Source organism: Pseudomonas sp. CVAP#3, assembly GCF_018986375.1.
Classification (GTDB): domain Bacteria; phylum Pseudomonadota; class Gammaproteobacteria; order Pseudomonadales; family Pseudomonadaceae; genus Aquipseudomonas; species Aquipseudomonas helvetica.
This window is the reverse complement of the sequence record NZ_JAHMSC010000023.1, coordinates 41,066-56,910: the sequence shown is the minus strand read 5'-3', so window position 1 is coordinate 56,910 and position 15,845 is coordinate 41,066. Positions and strand designations below refer to the sequence as shown.

Genomic DNA, 15,845 nt, shown 5'->3' with positions numbered 1-15,845 from the left:
CCCTTTCCCCCTCTCCCCATTGGGGCGGTCCGGCGTTCCGGGAGGGCTGGGGTGAGGGGTGGATCTTGAGGTCGCAGTCCAAGTATCACTCCCCCCAGCAACGATCAGCGGTTAAACCGCTCTACCAACGAATACTGGGTATTCGCCGTACGGGTCAGCTCTTCGCTCAGCAAGGCCGAGTTCTGTGCCTGTTCCGAGGTCTGGTCGGCCAGTTGCGCGATGGTGCTGATGTTGCGGCTGATCTCTTCGGCTACTGCACTTTGCTCTTCGGTCGCGGCAGCGATTTGGGTGGTCATGTCGGTGATGTTGGCCACCGCTTCGCTGATACCCACCAGAGCCTGATCGGCTTCCAGAACCCGCGCCACGCCTTCTTCAGCCTGACGGTGACCCGCTTCCATGGTTTGCACCGCGGTGCTGGCGGTCTGCTGGAGCTTGGCGATCAGGGTGTGAATCTGCCCGGTCGACTCGCTGGTGCGTTGCGCCAGTTGCCTTACTTCGTCGGCAACCACCGCAAAACCGCGGCCCATCTCACCGGCGCGAGCCGCTTCGATGGCCGCGTTCAAGGCCAGCAGGTTGGTCTGGTCGGCAATGCCTTTGATCACGTCGACCACGCCACCGATTTCGTCGCTGTCCTTGGCCAGTTGGGTCACGGTCAGGCCGGTTTCGCCGACCACCACCGACAGGCGCTGGATCGCGTCACGGGTTTCACCGGCAATATCACGGCCACGACCGGTCAGGCGATTGGCTTCCTGGGTCGCGTCAGCGGTGCGTTGCACGTGGCTGGCGACTTCCTGGGTGGTGGCGGCCATCTGGTTGACGGCGGTTGCCACTTGCTCGGTCTCGACGCGCTGACGTTCCAGGCCGGTCGAGCTTTTGTGCGCCAGGGTGTCGGACTGTCGAGCTTGCTCGTTCAGGTGTTCTGCGGTGTCTTGCAGGCGAGTCAGGCAGGTTTTCAGACGGGCTTCCTGACTGAGGATCGACATTTCCAGGCGCGCTTGAGCGCCACGGCTGTCGGTATACATCTGCGCAATCAACGGGTCGGATGTGGTCTGCTCGGCCAGGCGCAGCAAGCGCTTGAGGCCACGCTGTTGCCAGCTTAAACCCAGCAGGCCGAGCGGCACGGACAGCCCGGCGGCCAGCGCAAAACCCCACTGCGAGTTGAGCGTGGCGCCGATCATGAAGCTCAACTGGCTGACCAGAATGAACGGCAACCAGTCCTGTAGCACCGGCAGCCACTTGTCTGTTTGAGGAATCGCCGACTTGCCCTGATTGATGCGTTGGTAGAGCGCTTCGGCGCGGCGGATCTGTTCGGCGCTGGGCTTGACCCGCACCGACTCGTAACCGACCACCTGATTGCCGTCGAATACCGGTGTGACATAGGCGTTAACCCAGTAGTGGTCACCGGTCTTGCAGCGATTCTTGACAATGCCCATCCATGGCAAGCCTTGTTTCAGTGTGCCCCACATGTGCGCGAAGACTGCAGGCGGAACGTCGGGGTGACGGACCAGGTTGTGCGGTGCACGGATCAGCTCTTCACGAGAAAACCCGCTGATTTCGACGAACGCATCGTTGCAGTAGGTGATCACGCCTTTGGCATCGGTCGTGGAAATCAACCGTTGTTGAGCCGGGAAGGTCCGTTCGCGTTGTGTAATGGGCTGGTTATTACGCATGGCTTTTTCAATCCGCAAGGCTTTGACAGGGTGTCGGCAGCGCCAGGAATAAATTGAAATTATTTTTCAATATTCAGCGCTGGCGCACATTCCTTGATCTTCAACCCGCCAGCATCGGGTAGGTAAAGAGGCCAAAGTGCAGCAGATTCAAACCAAAGTGCGTGGCGATGGCGGCTCCCAGCCCACCGAAACGGTACGCCAGCCCATAACCGAACCCGGCAAGGCTCGCCAGCAACACCCATTGCCAGCCGGCGCCGAAGTGCGCCAGACCGAACAACAATGTGGCGCCAAGCAGGGCGAGGTGTTCGCCGTAGCGCAGGTTCTTCAGACAGCGACTCAAACCGCCCTGGATGTAACCGCGAAACAGCGCCTCCTCGACCAGCGTCACCAGCAGCAGGTTGTTCAGCACCCAGAGCCAGGCTTGATCGGGCCACTTCGGCGCCCAGCTGATCATGTCCAGCAGCAGCGCGCCACCAAGCGCAGTCAGCACGCTCAAGGTCAGTGCCGCGGCAGTGGCATACAGTGAAAGGCGCAGGGAGCGGCGACCGACAATCCACGGGCACACCAGCAACAGCCAGAAGCCAATCAGTGGTTTGTCCAGATTCAGGTACATGGAGAACGGCACGGCATCCGCGCTGAAGCGTTCCGGGCCGATACCGCGACCGTTGTAGAAGCCGGGCAGCCAGTGCATGGCCAGCGCCACCGCCAGGAAAACGAACAGGCCGTGACCCAGGACGCGGCCGACCTGGATCTGTGGTTGGCGAACGGCAAAGCCGGCAAACGCTAACAACCCGACGGAAATGGCCGCCAGCCAGCCGAGGTGGCTGTAGATCAGGGCCAGTGCGTAGCCGATGGAGAGGAGTGCCAGATAGAGCCATGGCAGAGCAATCATGTGAAATCCTTGTGTCTGAGATTCTGCGAGCTACCTCGCTCCCACAGGAAGCGGTGCGATTAAAGGGACGTTCGCGACTCAAACAAAAACACCGTCCGAAGACGGTGTTTTTGTCAGTGCGACATTATGAAGCAATTAACTGCCGCAACACGTAATGCAGAATCCCTCCCGCCTTGAAGTATTCCACTTCGTTCAACGTGTCGATCCGGCACAACACATCCACCTTCTCGCTGCTGCCGTCCTCGCGGGTGATCACCAGCGTCAGGTTCATTCGCGGCGTCAGCTCGACGCCTGTCAGCCCTTGAATGTCGAGTGTCTCCTTGCCGGTCAGGTTCAGGCTCTTGCGGTTCTGGTCGAGCTTGAATTGCAGCGGCAGTACGCCCATGCCCACCAGGTTGGAACGGTGAATCCGTTCGAAACTCTCGGCGATCACCGCTTTGACGCCCAGCAGGTTGGTGCCCTTGGCCGCCCAGTCACGGCTTGAGCCGGTGCCGTATTCCTGGCCGGCGATCACCACCAGCGGAGTGCCCGTCGCTTGATAGCGCATGGCGGCATCGTAGATCGGCAGTTTTTCACCGGTCGGGATGTAGAGCGTATTGCCGCCTTCTTCGCCGCCGAGCATTTCGTTGCGAATGCGGATGTTGGCGAAGGTGCCGCGCATCATCACTTCATGGTTACCGCGACGTGAGCCGTAGGAGTTGAAGTCTCGCGGTTCCACACCTTGTTCACGCAGGTAGCGCCCGGCCGGGCTGTCGGCCTTGATGTTGCCGGCGGGAGAGATGTGGTCGGTGGTCACCGAATCGCCCAGCAGGGCCAGCACGCGTGCACCGCTGATGTCCTGAATCACCGGCAGGGGGCCGGAAATGTCATCGAAGAACGGCGGGTGCTGAATGTAGGTGGAGTCCTTCTGCCAGACGTACGTCGCCGCTTTCGGGACTTCGATGGCTTGCCACTGCGCATCCCCGGCGAACACCTCGGCGTATTCCTTGTGGAACATCGCGGTGTCGACCTGCGCCACGGCGTCGGCGATTTCCTTGCTGCTCGGCCAGATGTCCCGCAGGTACACCGGCTTGCCATCCTTGCCATCGCCCAGCGAGTCGCTGCTGATGTCCATGCGCACGCTGCCGGCCAAGGCATAAGCGACGACCAGCGGAGGGGAGGCCAGCCAGTTGGTTTTCACCAGCGGATGCACGCGACCTTCGAAGTTGCGGTTGCCGGACAGTACCGAGGCGACGGCCAGGTCGGCGCTCTGTATGGCTTTTTCAATCGGTTCCAGCAACGGCCCGGAGTTACCGATACAGGTGGTGCAGCCGTAGCCGACCAGTGAAAAGCCCAATTCATCGAGGTATTGGGTCAGGCCGGCGGCCTTGTAGTAGTCGGTGACCACTTTGGAGCCAGGTGCCAGGGAGCTTTTCACCCACGGTTTGCGTTTGAGGCCTTTTTCCACGGCTTTTTTTGCCACCAGCCCGGCAGCCATCATCACGCTCGGGTTGGAGGTGTTGGTGCACGAGGTGATGGCGGCAATCACCACGGCTCCGTTTTTCAGTCGATACGTCTGGCCCTCGTACTCGTAGTCCGCTTCGCTCACGAGATCGGCATTGCCGACCGCGACGCCACCGCCACCTTCGCTTTCGAGGCGGCCTTCTTCCTTGCTGGTGGGGCGGGCGGGTTTGACTTGCAGGCCGAGGAAGTCAGTGAACGCCTGGGCGACATTTGGCAGCGACACCCGGTCTTGCGGGCGTTTGGGGCCAGCGAGGCTGGCTTCGACGCTGCTCATGTCCAGCGCCAGGCTGTCAGTGAACACCGGTTCTTTACCGGGCAGACGCCACAGGCCCTGGGCTTTGCAGTAGGCCTCGACCAGTTTCACCACGGCGACAGGGCGACCGGACAGGCGCAGGTACTCCAGCGTCACGTCGTCCACCGGGAAAAAGCCGCAGGTGGCGCCGTATTCCGGTGCCATGTTGGCGATAGTCGCGCGATCCGCCAGTGGCAACTCAGCGAGACCGTCGCCATAGAACTCAACGAACTTTCCGACCACACCTTTCTTGCGCAGCATCTGGGTGACGGTCAACACCAGGTCGGTGGCGGTAATGCCTTCCTTGAGTTTGCCGGTGAGTTTGAAACCGATCACTTCCGGAATCAGCATCGACACCGGTTGGCCGAGCATCGCCGCTTCCGCTTCGATGCCGCCCACGCCCCAGCCGAGTACGCCGAGACCGTTGATCATGGTGGTGTGGGAGTCGGTGCCGACCAGCGTATCCGGGAAGGCGTAGGTGCGGCCGTCCTCATCCTTGGTCCACACGGTGCGGCCAAGGTATTCCAGGTTGACCTGGTGACAGATGCCGGTGCCCGGCGGTACCACGCTGAAGTTGTCGAAGGCGCTCTGGCCCCAGCGCAGAAAGGCGTAACGCTCGCCATTACGCTGCATTTCGATGTCGACGTTCTGAGTGAAGGCGGTGCTGCTGGCGAATTTGTCGACCATCACCGAGTGGTCGATCACCAGGTCCACCGGCGACAGCGGATTGATTCGCTGCGGATCGCCACCGGCCTTGGCCATGGCGGCGCGCATGGCCGCGAGGTCGACCACCGCCGGCACACCGGTGAAATCCTGCATCAACACGCGCGCGGGGCGATACTGGATTTCCCGGTCGCTGCGCCGCTCTTTGAGCCAGGCGGCGAGGGCCTTGAGGTCGGCGCCGGTGACGGTTTTTTCGTCCTCCCAGCGCAGCAGGTTTTCCAGAAGCACTTTGAGCGACATCGGCAGCTTGTCGAGATCGCCCAAGGACTTGGCGGCTTCCGGCAGGCTGAAATAATGGTAGGTCTTGTCGTCTATTTGCAGCGTTTTAAGGGTTTTCAGGCTATCGAGGGACGGCATTGAAATGACTCCTTTTGGTCCGCACGGCTACGGACTGGCGGGACAGACAGAGCTCTTAACCTAGTCCTGTTTGGGGCTTAAGGCTAATAACTGGACTCTATAGACAAGTCCAAGGTTCCGAACTCCGCTATCATGCGCCGGTTTTCGTGACAGGCTTTGCTTCAACGCAAGTCTGGGCATCGCGCAGTGGTTGAATGTCTCGCCATCTGCCCAGGAGTAAGAATGAACACCCTCTTTATGCATTGCCGGCCAGGCTTCGAAGGCGAAGTCTGTTCCGAGATTTCCGAACACGCCGCACGGTTGAACGTGGCCGGTTATGCCAAGGCCAAAGCCGCCAGCGCCTGCGCCGAGTTTGTCTGCACCGAAGAAGATGGCGCCGAGCGCCTGATGCGCGGCCAGCGTTTCGCCGAGCTGATCTTTCCGCGTCAATGGGCTCGCGGGATCTTCATTGATCTGCCGGAAACCGACCGCATCAGCGTGATCCTCGCCCATCTGGCGAGCTTCCCGACGTGCGGCAGTCTGTGGCTGGAAGTGGTTGATACCAACGATGGCAAAGAGCTGTCGAACTTCTGCAAGAAATTCGAAGGCCCGCTGCGCAAGGCGCTGACCGGCGCTGGCAAACTGGTGGAAGACCCCAACAAGCCGCGTTTGCTGCTGACCTTCAAAAGTGGCCGTGAAGTGTTCGTCGGCCTGGCCGAGGCGAATAACTCGGCGATGTGGCCGATGGGTATTCCGCGCCTGAAGTTCCCGCGTGAAGCGCCCAGCCGTTCGACCCTGAAGCTGGAAGAGGCGTGGCACCACTTTATCCCGCGTGATCAGTGGGACGAGCGTCTGCACAGCGACATGACCGGCGTCGACCTTGGCGCCGCGCCGGGCGGCTGGACCTGGCAACTGGTCAATCGCGGCATGTTGGTGACGGCTATCGATAACGGTCCGATGGCTGAAAGCCTGATGGACACCGGGCTGGTTCAGCACTTGATGGCCGACGGTTTTACCTTCAAGCCCAAGCAACCGGTGGACTGGATGGTCTGCGACATCGTCGAGAAGCCGGCGCGCAACGCGGCGATGCTGGAAGAGTGGATCGGCGAGGGGCATTGCCGCGAGGCGGTGGTCAACCTGAAGCTGCCGATGAAGCAACGTTATGCCGAAGTGAAGCGCTTGCTTGAGCGCATTGCAGAAGGCTTCAAGGCGCGTGGCATTCGGGTCGATATCGGCTGCAAACAGCTGTACCACGACCGCGAAGAAGTGACCTGCCATTTGCGCCGGCATGACGTAAAGAAACCGAAAACCCGCTGATTCATGGTGTGTGCGTCGGCATTTGTGGTGAGGGGGCTTGCCCCCGCTCGGCTGCGAAGCAGTCGTAAACCGGCTGACGCGGTGCATTTGAAGAAGTGTGGTTACAGGTTTCTGGGCCGCTTCGCGACCCAACGGGGGCAAGCCCCCTCGCCACACACCCGACATTGCGCGACAATGCCGGCCAGTTTCAGGAGTGAATCATGAGCGAAATGATCAATACGCCGGTAGACGGCACCCTCGACGCCACCGGCCTCAATTGCCCGGAGCCGGTGATGATGCTGCACCAGCATATTCGTGACCTGGTGCCTGGCGGTCTGCTCAAGGTGATCGCCACCGACCCGTCGACCCGTCGCGACATTCCCAAGTTCTGCGTGTTTCTGGACCATGAACTGGTGGGACAACAGGAAGATGCCGGGACCTATCTGTACTGGATTCGCAAGAAGTCCGATTAACGGACCCGAAAAAAAGGCCTGCGTTTGCAGGCCTTCTTTTTACCGTCGCTTAACTCGCTGCCCGACTGATGCGGATTCGCTTGCGCGCACTGCGCGTCAGGCGGATCGACAGCATCAGCGCCGCGCAGCTCAGGCCTGCAATCAGACCTTCCCACAGCCCGCTCGGGCCGCTGGCCGGGCCGAACCAGTCGGTCAAACCCAACACGTATCCCACCGGCAGGCCGATCCCCCAATAGGCGAACAACGTCAGGATCATGGTCGCTCGGGTGTCCTGGTAACCGCGCAGGGCGCCGGCGCAGATCACCTGGATAGCATCGGAAAACTGGTACAGCGCGGCATAGACGATCAGCATCGAGGCGATCTGGATGACGGTCTTGTCGGCGGTATAGATCGAGGCGATGGGTTCGCGCAGAAGCAGAATCAGGCTCGCCGAGAAGGCGGCAAACACCAGCGCCGCGCCCAGGCCGACCTTCGCCGCGAAGCTCGCCTGATACGGGTCCCCGGCCCCCAGTGCCTGACCCACCCGTACGGTGACCGCCATCCCCAGGGAATAAGGAATCATGAACAGCAGAGAGCTGATGTTCAGGGCGATCTGGTGCCCGGCCACGACGGTCGATCCGAGGCTGCCGATCAGCAGGGCGATGATCGCAAAGATGCTGGACTCGGCAAATACCGCGATACCGATCGGCAGGCCGATGCCTACCAGACGTTTGATCACCGCCCACTGCGGACGATCGAAACGCACCAGCACACGCGTGGGGGCATAGAAGGGCGCCCAGCGGGTCCAGCCGGCCATGCTCAGCGCAATGAACCACATGACGATGCCGCTGGCCCAGCCGCAACCGACGCCGCCGAGGGCCGGCAGGCCGAAATGGCCATAGATCAGCGCGTAGTTCACTGGAATATTGAGCAATAAACCACCCAGGCCAATGACCATGCTTGGACGGGTACGGCCCATTGCATCGCTGTAGCAGCGCAGTACGTAGTAGAAGGCAATGCCGGGAAAACCGAAGGCGATACCGTGCAAGTAGCCCATGCTCGGCTCAATCAACTGTGGGTCGACTTTCATCCAGTGCAGGATTGGCTCGGCGCTAAGCAGCAGGCCACTGCCTGTCAGTCCGACACAGAGTGCCAGCCACAAGGCCTGGCGTGCCAGAGGCGCGATCTCGTCGTGCCGCTTTGCGCCGAAGCGTTGGGCGATCTTGGGAGTGGTGGCCAGCAGAACCCCGGTCATCAGCAAGTAGATCGGAATCCAGATCGAATTACCCAGTGCGACCGCCGCCAAATCCCGTGGGCTGACTCTGCCCGCCATCACTGCATCGACGAAACCCATGGAGGTGGCTGCCAGTTGCGCGATCATGATCGGCAGCGCCAGGCCAAGCAGGCTTTTAAGCTCCAGGCGAACCCGGGCCGGGCGGTTGAGGGCAGTAGCAGCGAGGCGGTCAGTCACGGAATTCACAGGCGAAGCGTCCAGAGGGGATTGATGCGTGGGGCGGCGCATTCTACGCGTTGACGCCGCAGTCAGGAAAAATCCTGTGTTAGGGATTTGTAATCGGTTGCCGGACGTTTCGACATCCCTGTGGCGAGGGAGCTTGCTCCCGCTGGGGCGCGAAGCGGCCCTAAAAATGGGACTGCTACGCAGTCCAGCGGGAGCAAGCTCCCTCGCCACAAGTAGTGCATTGCCTGCTGGCTCATCACCTTCATCTACGCCTACACTGCCGATCCGCCAAAGGAGCCTGCCATGCTGATTGTTGCCGACGAAAATATCCCTCTGCTCGATGCGTTCTTTGAAGGTTTCGGTGAAATACGCCGCGTACCGGGACGCTCCATCGACCGTGCCACGGTCGAGGCTGCCGATGTGCTACTGGTGCGGTCGGTGACCAACGTCGACCGCGACTTGCTCGAAGGCAGCAACGTGCGGTTTGTCGGCACCTGCACCATTGGTACGGATCACCTGGATCTGGACTACTTTCAGCAGGCTGGCATCACTTGGTCCAGCGCCCCGGGTTGCAATGCCCGAGGCGTGGTCGACTACGTGTTGGGCAGCCTGCTGACCCTGGCCGAAATCGAAGGCGTCGAGCTGGCCGAACGTACTTACGGGGTGGTTGGTGCCGGTGAAGTCGGTGGTCGGCTGGTCAAGGTCCTGCAAGGTCTGGGCTGGAAAGTGCTGGTCTGCGATCCGCCGCGTCAGGCGGCCGAAGGCGGCGAATTCGTTAGCCTGGAGCAGATCATCGGGCAATGCGACGTTATCAGTTTGCACACCCCGTTGAGCAACAACGCCGAGCATTCGACCTGGCACCTGTTTGACCAAAACCGCTTGAACCAGCTCAAGCCTGGCGCCTGGCTGATCAATGCCAGCCGAGGTCCGGTGGTGGACAACACTGCGTTGCGTGAAGTGTTGCTCGCGCGCGAAGACCTGCAAGCGGTGCTGGACGTGTGGGAAGGCGAGCCGAGCGTCGATATCGGCTTGGCCGAGTTGTGTGTGATCGCCACCCCGCATATCGCCGGTTACAGCCTCGATGGCAAGCAGCGCGGGACCGCGCAGATCTATCAGGCGTTTTGCCAGTTCCTCGGGCAGCCGGCCCAGGTCTCCCTTGATGAATTGTTGCCGGCACCGTGGCTGGCGCAAGTCCACTTGAATGCCAGTTGTGATCCGGCCTGGGCCTTGGCGATGGTCTGCCGTGGCGTGTACGACCCGCGTCGTGATGACGCGGATTTTCGCCGTAGCCTGGTGGTCAGTGGTGCCGAACAGCGCACGGCGTTTGACTTGCTGCGCAAGCATTACCCTGAACGGCGTGAGATTGACGGGCTGAAGGTACGCATTGAGGGCGAGTCGCCGGCATTGCGGCAAATGGTGGCGGCGTTGGGGGCAATGGCTGTCTAGGACCGAGTCGACCTCATCGCGGGCAGGCCTTGCTCCTACAGATCACCGCGAACTGTAGGAGCAAGGCTTACCCGCGATGGGGCGCGCAGCGCCCCCAAAAATAAGCAATAAAAAACCCGGCTATCAGAGCCGGGTCGGAAGACGTAAGGCTATGTATCAATCTTGCTTGGCAGGCTTGACCAACCGTTGTTCCAGTTCGCGGCACGCACTCTGGATCATATCTTCAGTGATCGGTACTTCGCGCCCTTGAGCGTCAATGATGGAGCACCCCAGAGACTGGTCTGGCCGGGTGCGGATCACTTGAATCTTGTCATCGCTGCTGTTTTGCAAGGACATGGCCTGTCTCCTCATCAGGTTGTACGTTTACTGTAGAACCACCAAATGACCAAGCTGTGACAACTCCCTACAGGGGGCAAGGCGGCAGTACCAGTCCATCAGAAATAACCTCGGACTTCTAGCCGGACTTTAGACCGATAACATCTAGGCTCTATTGTCTGCGGTCATATTTAACCTGACTCATTGTGATTTACAGCGTTGCAGCGGATCGACCGGTGTAGGCTTGGCCGGGTTGATCCTTTCAGTTTGCGCTTTCGGATGATCCTGATGCTGTCTGCCCGTCACCGCCGTGCGATTCGCCTGGCCAGTCGTTTTGTTGCACCTTACCGTTGGCAGGCGCTCGGTGCCTTGCTGGCGCTGATTGTCACTGCCGGCATTACCTTGTCCATGGGGCAGGGCATTCGCCTGCTGGTGGACCAGGGCTTCATGACCCAGTCACCGCAGTTGCTCAACCAGTCCATCGGCGTGTTCATGTTGCTGGTGTTGGGCCTTGCGATCGGCACTTTCATGCGTTTTTACCTGGTGTCGTGGATCGGTGAGCGTTGCGTGGCCGATATCCGTCAACAGGTGTTCAATCATTTGATTTACCTGCACCCGGGGTTCTACGAGAACAACCGCAGCTCGGAGATCCAGTCGCGTCTGACGGCCGATACTACGCTGCTGCAATCGGTGATTGGCTCGTCGCTGTCGCTGTTCCTGCGCAATTTGCTGATGGTCATCGGCGGAGTCGTGCTGCTGTTTATCACCAACCCGAAACTCACCAGCATTGTGGTGGTGACGCTGCCGTTGGTGATCGCACCGATTCTGATCTTCGGTCGCCGGGTTCGCCGCCTGTCGCGCTTGAGTCAGGATCGCATTGCCGACATCGGCAGCTATGTGTCGGAATCGCTCGGCCAGATCAAGACCGTGCAGGCCTATAACCATCAGGTGCAGGACGAACAGCGCTTCGCCGTCACCGTGGAAGAGGCTTTCGATACCGCACGCAAACGTATCGTCCAGCGCGCCTGGCTGATTACCCTGGTGATCATGCTGGTGCTGGGGGCGGTCGCGGTGATGCTCTGGGTCGGCGGCATGGACGTGATGGCCGGGCGCATTTCCGGGGGTGAGCTGGCGGCCTTCGTGTTCTACAGCCTGATCGTCGGCAGTGCCTTTGGCACTTTGAGCGAAGTGATTGGCGAGCTGCAGCGGGCGGCCGGTGCGGCTGAACGAATTGCCGAGTTGCTGCGCTCGGAAAACATCATCCAGCCACCGGTCTCGGGGCAAGTGACATTGCCTGATCGAGTGCGTGGCGATTTGCTGCTCGAAGATCTACGTTTTTCCTACCCGTCACGGCCCGAAAGCTACGCTATCGATGGTTTGAGTCTGGCCATCAAAGCCGGCGAAACCCTCGCGCTGGTCGGACCTTCAGGGGCCGGCAAGTCGACGGTTTATGACCTGCTGTTGCGCTTTTACGATCCGATAGCAGGCCGCATTCTGCTCGATGGCGTGCCGCTGACCCAACTTGATCCCATGGATTTGCGCCGGTGTTTCGCGCTGGTGTCGCAAACCCCGGCGCTGTTTTTCGGCAGCATCGAAGAGAACATCCGCTATGGCAAACCCTCGGCGACCCTGGCTCAGGTCCAGGAAGCGGCAAGGATTGCCTACGCCCACGACTTCATCGAAAAAATGCCGGATGGCTACCAGACGCATCTGGGCGACGGCGGTCTCGGACTTTCCGGCGGTCAGCGTCAGCGGCTGGCCATCGCCCGGGCGTTATTGGTGGATGCACCGATCCTGCTGCTGGACGAAGCCACCAGTGCCCTCGATGCGCAAAGTGAATACCTGATCCAGCAAGCACTGCCCCGCTTGATGAAAAACCGCACCACGCTGGTCATCGCCCATCGCCTGGCCACGGTAAAGAACGCCGACCGGATCGCGGTGATGGACCAGGGAAAACTGATAGCGGTGGGTACGCACCACGAACTGATTGCCAGCAATGCGCTGTATGCGCGGCTGGCGGCGTTGCAGTTTGTTGGGGCGACCGAAGATGGCGATCATTTCGGGGCAGAATGACAAGGCAAATTGGAGGTGCTGTATGGCATTGCGTTCGGGCACTATGTCGACCTTTGTTACAGGCCAGGACAGAAAATGAGTCGTTACCAGCCACCGTTGACACTGACGGCCAAAATGCTGACGTTGATCGCAGAGATCAGCGAGCAAATTGGTCGGCTTTCAGCTGTGGACGACTCCCGGCAAACGCCACAGCTGCGTCGTGGTAACCGGATTCGTACGATTCAGGCCTCGTTGGCGATCGAGAACAATACCCTGAGTGTAGAGCAGGTCACCGCCGTTCTGGCGGGTGAGCGAGTACTGGGTTTGCCCAGGGAAATCCAGGAAGTTCGCAATGCTTTCGCAGCTTATGAAGCCATGCCGCAATGGCAGCCGAGTACGCGGGCTGATTTGCTGCAAGCTCATTCGCTGTTGATGCATGGCTTGATTGATGATGCCGGACAGTTTCGCCGGGCCGGGGTTGGCATTTATCGCGGTGACCAATTGGTTCACATGGCCCCACCGCCGAGCCGCGTTGCGCATTTGATTGACGACTTACTGGCGTGGCTCGCAGGCTCTGACTGGCATCCGCTGATCATCAGCTGTGTATTTCATTATGAGTTCGAATTCATTCACCCGTTTGCCGATGGCAATGGGCGTATGGGCCGTCTCTGGCAAACTGCGATACTCAGTCGCTGGCGACCGGTACTGGCTTATCTGCCGGTCGAAGCGGTGATTCGGGCGCAACAGGATGACTATTACGCGGCGTTGTCGGCGGCTGATCAACTGGCTGAAGCGACACCATTTGTCGAGTTCATGTTGCAGGCATTGAGCGTAGCGCTCGAAGAGGCGGTCCGAAGTTCGCCTCTGACCGACCAAGTAACCGACCAAGTAACCGACCAAGTAGCGCGATTGTTGCGTGTGCTTGATGGCAGCTCTCCACGCAAGGTCAATGAGCTGATGGTAGAAGTGGGGCTTTCCCACAAAGCGACCTTCCGGGCCAACTATCTCAACCCGTCGCTTGCTGCCGGGTGGATTGAAATGACTGATCCCGACTCACCCAATAGCCCTGCTCAGCGGTACCGACTGACCACACACGGTCAGCAGGTTGCCAGGCAGTTCGGACGGTAGGCGCTGCCAAAGGTTCGGAGCCCGTTTGGACGTTTTTTTGCGACAACAAAAATGCCCGCATCAATCGATGCGGGCATTTTCTGTTGGGGTCTCAAAGCAAGATTAAAAGATCGCAGGCTTCGCCAGCCCCTGTGTAACCCGGTTATTGATCGTCGAAGTACCGCTCATGCCAATCCACCAGCGGCTGCGGTGAATTGAGCTTCTGGCCGTAGATCACCGAGTAGGAGAGCACGTTCTGTACGTATTGGCGGGTTTCGTCGAACGGGATGCTTTCCACCCAGACATCGAAGCTCAGGTGGTTGGCACCGCTTAGCCACTGGCGAACACGACCAGGGCCAGCGTTGTAGGCGGCGGTGGCGAGGACCCGGTTGCCGTTGAACTGGCTGTGGACCTGACTCAGGTAGGCAGCGCCGAGCTGGATATTCTTGTCCGGGTCCAGCACTTGCTGCGGTGAGGCCAGCGGAATGCTGAACTTGCGCGCGGTTTCCTTGGCGGTGCCGGGCATCAACTGCATCAGGCCGCTGGCGCCGACGCCGGAGCGGGCGTCGTCCATGAAGGCACTTTCCTGGCGGGTAATGGCGAATACCCAGCTCGAATGCAGGCCGCGGACCTTGGCTTCACGTACCAGGGTATCGCGGTGGGCCATCGGGAAACGAATGTCCAGGTCATCCCAGTATTGCGCCTGACTGATGGTGCGGATTGCCGGGAAATACCACTTCAGGTCGTAGGCCAGTTTCGCCTGGGCGACCATTTCGTCACGGCTGAAGTGGCGGCTGACGTAATACCACTCGCGGCGTCCGTCGACGATCTGCCCGCGAGCATGGAGCTCCAGCGCCCGGCGTACGCCCGGTGTATTGCGGACTTTGTTGATCAGTGCCTGACTCAATACCATGGGTTTATTGACCAGCGAATACGGTGATTGCGAGCGGTCGGCGGCAAGGAAACCGTAGAAATCACGTTCACGCGCGAGGCTCTTGTACAGGGTTTGCGCTTCCGGGTTTTGCGGCTGGGCAAGCTCCAGGCTGCGGGCCTTCCAGTAGCGCCAGCGGTTGGTGGTGGCCAGATCCTGCGGCAAGCGGCGGGTCAGTTGATAAGCATCGTCCCAACGCGCCAGGCGCAGCAGCAGGCGCAAGCGCCACTCGGACACGGTGTTGTCGCGCAGTTCCGGGTCGTATTTGGTCATCACGTCGAGGGCGCGGCTGTCATAACGCCGGGCCAGGGTCAGGCCGATTTCACGGGCGATAGCGACTTTTTCCTCGCTGGAAAAATGCATGCTGCTGGCATAACTGTCGAGCAGGGCCATCGCCCGGTCTGGGTCCTGGCGCGCGAAGCGGCGCAGGCCAAGGCTGACAATATCGGACATGGCTTCATCGGCCGGGGTGAAGCGCGAAGGCTGGTCAAGCATTTCGGGTCTTTGCGCGACGTCTACCAATAAACGCCCACGCGATGCCAGGGTGGTCATGTTGTTGATCAAACTGTTGGCCAGCGCATAGTTGCGTGCGTGAGCGGCGAGTTTGAGGCGTTCCCAGCGTTTCTGTTCGGTCAATTGGCCCTCGGCGGCCCATTGCGCAAACAACGAGTCGCAGGTTTCAGGCTGGGATTTGCCGGTCAGCCAGAGCTTGTCAGCGTTGGCGTAACCTTCGGACTTGAGGTTGTGACCGATCTGGTATTGCGCATTGAGGCAGTCCAGTTCGGTGAAATTGAGCTTGGGGTCGTAGTATTTGACGAAGGTCGCCCAGTCGCCCCGCTCAGCCAGCCAGCGCAACCAGCGCAGTTTCATCCAGTTGGCTTGCGGCAGGTCGCCGTGCTCGGCGAGGAATCTTTCGATTTCGTCGTTGCTCGCGGTTTTCAGGCGGGCGGTCAGCTCGTCATAGGCCAGGTAAGGTTCCAACGGGTAATCGCTCAGCTCCTGGCTGTAGCGAAAGTACGGGCCTGTATCACCCTTGGCCAAGGCGCGCTTGGCTTCATCGTAATACTGGCGCTGGGTGAACAGGTCCACCGCCTGGGCGGATTGAACGGCAGTGGCAGAAAGAAGCAAACACGATAAAAAGCTGAAAATGCGACTGCGCATGAGACATCCGGGCAGAGAAATCATGACAAGTGCCAGCAGGTGCCAGCACTGATTGTCTGTAGCTTAGCCTTTTGCCTGTAGCCGGTGAAAGCTTTGCTGGCTCGTCGGCACAAGTTCGCAAAAAATGTTGTGCAGAGTGCTTCGACATTGAAAATGCCGGCCTTCTGACGTCGCAAGTCAGGTAGAATGCGCGCCCGGTTTTTGGAGAAG

The 15,845-nt window shown here is 60.0% G+C and carries 11 protein-coding genes; 5 read left to right on the top strand and 6 right to left on the bottom strand.

Annotated features, from left to right (window positions below; translation table 11 throughout):
• Positions 1–104: 104 nt before the first annotated feature.
• The 3 genes from KRR23_RS26320 to acnA all read right to left on the bottom strand — a co-directional run bounded on the left by KRR23_RS26320 (position 105) and on the right by acnA (position 5,437).
• Complete coding sequence (locus KRR23_RS26320; RefSeq protein WP_103315342.1) at positions 105–1,670, bottom strand: PAS domain-containing methyl-accepting chemotaxis protein; 1,566 nt, start codon at positions 1,668–1,670, stop codon at positions 105–107.
• A gap of 100 nt (positions 1,671–1,770) precedes the next feature.
• Positions 1,771–2,562, bottom strand: coding sequence for a CPBP family intramembrane glutamic endopeptidase (locus KRR23_RS26315; protein WP_216744823.1), 792 nt, complete (start codon positions 2,560–2,562; stop codon positions 1,771–1,773).
• Between the two features lie 124 nt (positions 2,563–2,686).
• Positions 2,687–5,437 (bottom strand): aconitate hydratase AcnA, encoded by a 2,751-nt coding sequence (acnA, locus tag KRR23_RS26310; protein ID WP_216744822.1) that lies wholly within the window; start codon positions 5,435–5,437, stop codon positions 2,687–2,689.
• A gap of 222 nt (positions 5,438–5,659) precedes the next feature.
• Here acnA and rlmM point away from each other — a divergent pair, with 222 nt between their 5' ends.
• Positions 5,660–6,733 (top strand): 23S rRNA (cytidine(2498)-2'-O)-methyltransferase RlmM, encoded by a 1,074-nt coding sequence (rlmM, locus tag KRR23_RS26305; RefSeq protein WP_216744821.1) that lies wholly within the window; start codon positions 5,660–5,662, stop codon positions 6,731–6,733.
• A gap of 200 nt (positions 6,734–6,933) precedes the next feature.
• A complete protein-coding gene (tusA, locus tag KRR23_RS26300; RefSeq protein WP_216744820.1) occupies positions 6,934–7,185 on the top strand; it encodes a sulfurtransferase TusA in 252 nt (83 codons plus the stop codon).
• 49 nt (positions 7,186–7,234) lie between these two features.
• Here the strand turns inward: tusA and KRR23_RS26295 are convergent, their stop codons facing one another.
• Positions 7,235–8,644 (bottom strand): MATE family efflux transporter, encoded by a 1,410-nt coding sequence (locus KRR23_RS26295; protein ID WP_216744819.1) that lies wholly within the window; start codon positions 8,642–8,644, stop codon positions 7,235–7,237.
• A 282-nt stretch (positions 8,645–8,926) separates the two neighbouring features.
• Here KRR23_RS26295 and pdxB point away from each other — a divergent pair, with 282 nt between their 5' ends.
• Positions 8,927–10,069 (top strand): 4-phosphoerythronate dehydrogenase PdxB, encoded by a 1,143-nt coding sequence (pdxB, locus tag KRR23_RS26290; protein ID WP_216744818.1) that lies wholly within the window; start codon positions 8,927–8,929, stop codon positions 10,067–10,069.
• A gap of 156 nt (positions 10,070–10,225) precedes the next feature.
• Here the strand turns inward: pdxB and KRR23_RS26285 are convergent, their stop codons facing one another.
• Positions 10,226–10,405: a PA1571 family protein gene (locus KRR23_RS26285; protein ID WP_019689567.1), complete on the bottom strand. Its 180-nt coding sequence runs from the start codon at positions 10,403–10,405 to the stop codon at positions 10,226–10,228.
• Positions 10,406–10,663: 258 nt separating this feature from the next.
• Between KRR23_RS26285 and KRR23_RS26280 the strand changes: the two genes are divergently transcribed.
• Positions 10,664–12,457, top strand: a complete 1,794-nt coding sequence (locus KRR23_RS26280; protein ID WP_216744817.1) for an ABC transporter transmembrane domain-containing protein — start codon at positions 10,664–10,666, stop codon at positions 12,455–12,457.
• A 75-nt stretch (positions 12,458–12,532) separates the two neighbouring features.
• On the top strand, positions 12,533–13,564 hold the full coding sequence (locus tag KRR23_RS26275; RefSeq protein WP_216744816.1) for a Fic family protein: 1,032 nt from the start codon (positions 12,533–12,535) through the stop codon (positions 13,562–13,564).
• 142 nt (positions 13,565–13,706) lie between these two features.
• Here KRR23_RS26275 and KRR23_RS26270 read toward each other — a convergent pair whose 3' ends face one another.
• Positions 13,707–15,635, bottom strand: a complete 1,929-nt coding sequence (locus KRR23_RS26270; RefSeq protein ID WP_216744815.1) for a transglycosylase SLT domain-containing protein — start codon at positions 15,633–15,635, stop codon at positions 13,707–13,709.
• Between the last annotated feature and the right edge of the window lie 210 nt (positions 15,636–15,845).

Coding starts and splice junctions, on each gene's coding strand:
- KRR23_RS26275 (WP_216744816.1), top strand. CDS start 12,533: ATGAGTCGTTACCAGCCACCGTTGACACTGACGGCCAAAATGCTGACG.
- KRR23_RS26285 (WP_019689567.1), bottom strand. CDS start 10,405: ATGTCCTTGCAAAACAGCAGCGATGACAAGATTCAAGTGATCCGCACC.
- KRR23_RS26270 (WP_216744815.1), bottom strand. CDS start 15,635: ATGCGCAGTCGCATTTTCAGCTTTTTATCGTGTTTGCTTCTTTCTGCC.
- KRR23_RS26315 (WP_216744823.1), bottom strand. CDS start 2,562: ATGATTGCTCTGCCATGGCTCTATCTGGCACTCCTCTCCATCGGCTAC.
- tusA (WP_216744820.1), top strand. CDS start 6,934: ATGAGCGAAATGATCAATACGCCGGTAGACGGCACCCTCGACGCCACC.
- rlmM (WP_216744821.1), top strand. CDS start 5,660: ATGAACACCCTCTTTATGCATTGCCGGCCAGGCTTCGAAGGCGAAGTC.
- pdxB (WP_216744818.1), top strand. CDS start 8,927: ATGCTGATTGTTGCCGACGAAAATATCCCTCTGCTCGATGCGTTCTTT.
- acnA (WP_216744822.1), bottom strand. CDS start 5,437: ATGCCGTCCCTCGATAGCCTGAAAACCCTTAAAACGCTGCAAATAGAC.
- KRR23_RS26280 (WP_216744817.1), top strand. CDS start 10,664: ATGATCCTGATGCTGTCTGCCCGTCACCGCCGTGCGATTCGCCTGGCC.
- KRR23_RS26320 (WP_103315342.1), bottom strand. CDS start 1,670: ATGCGTAATAACCAGCCCATTACACAACGCGAACGGACCTTCCCGGCT.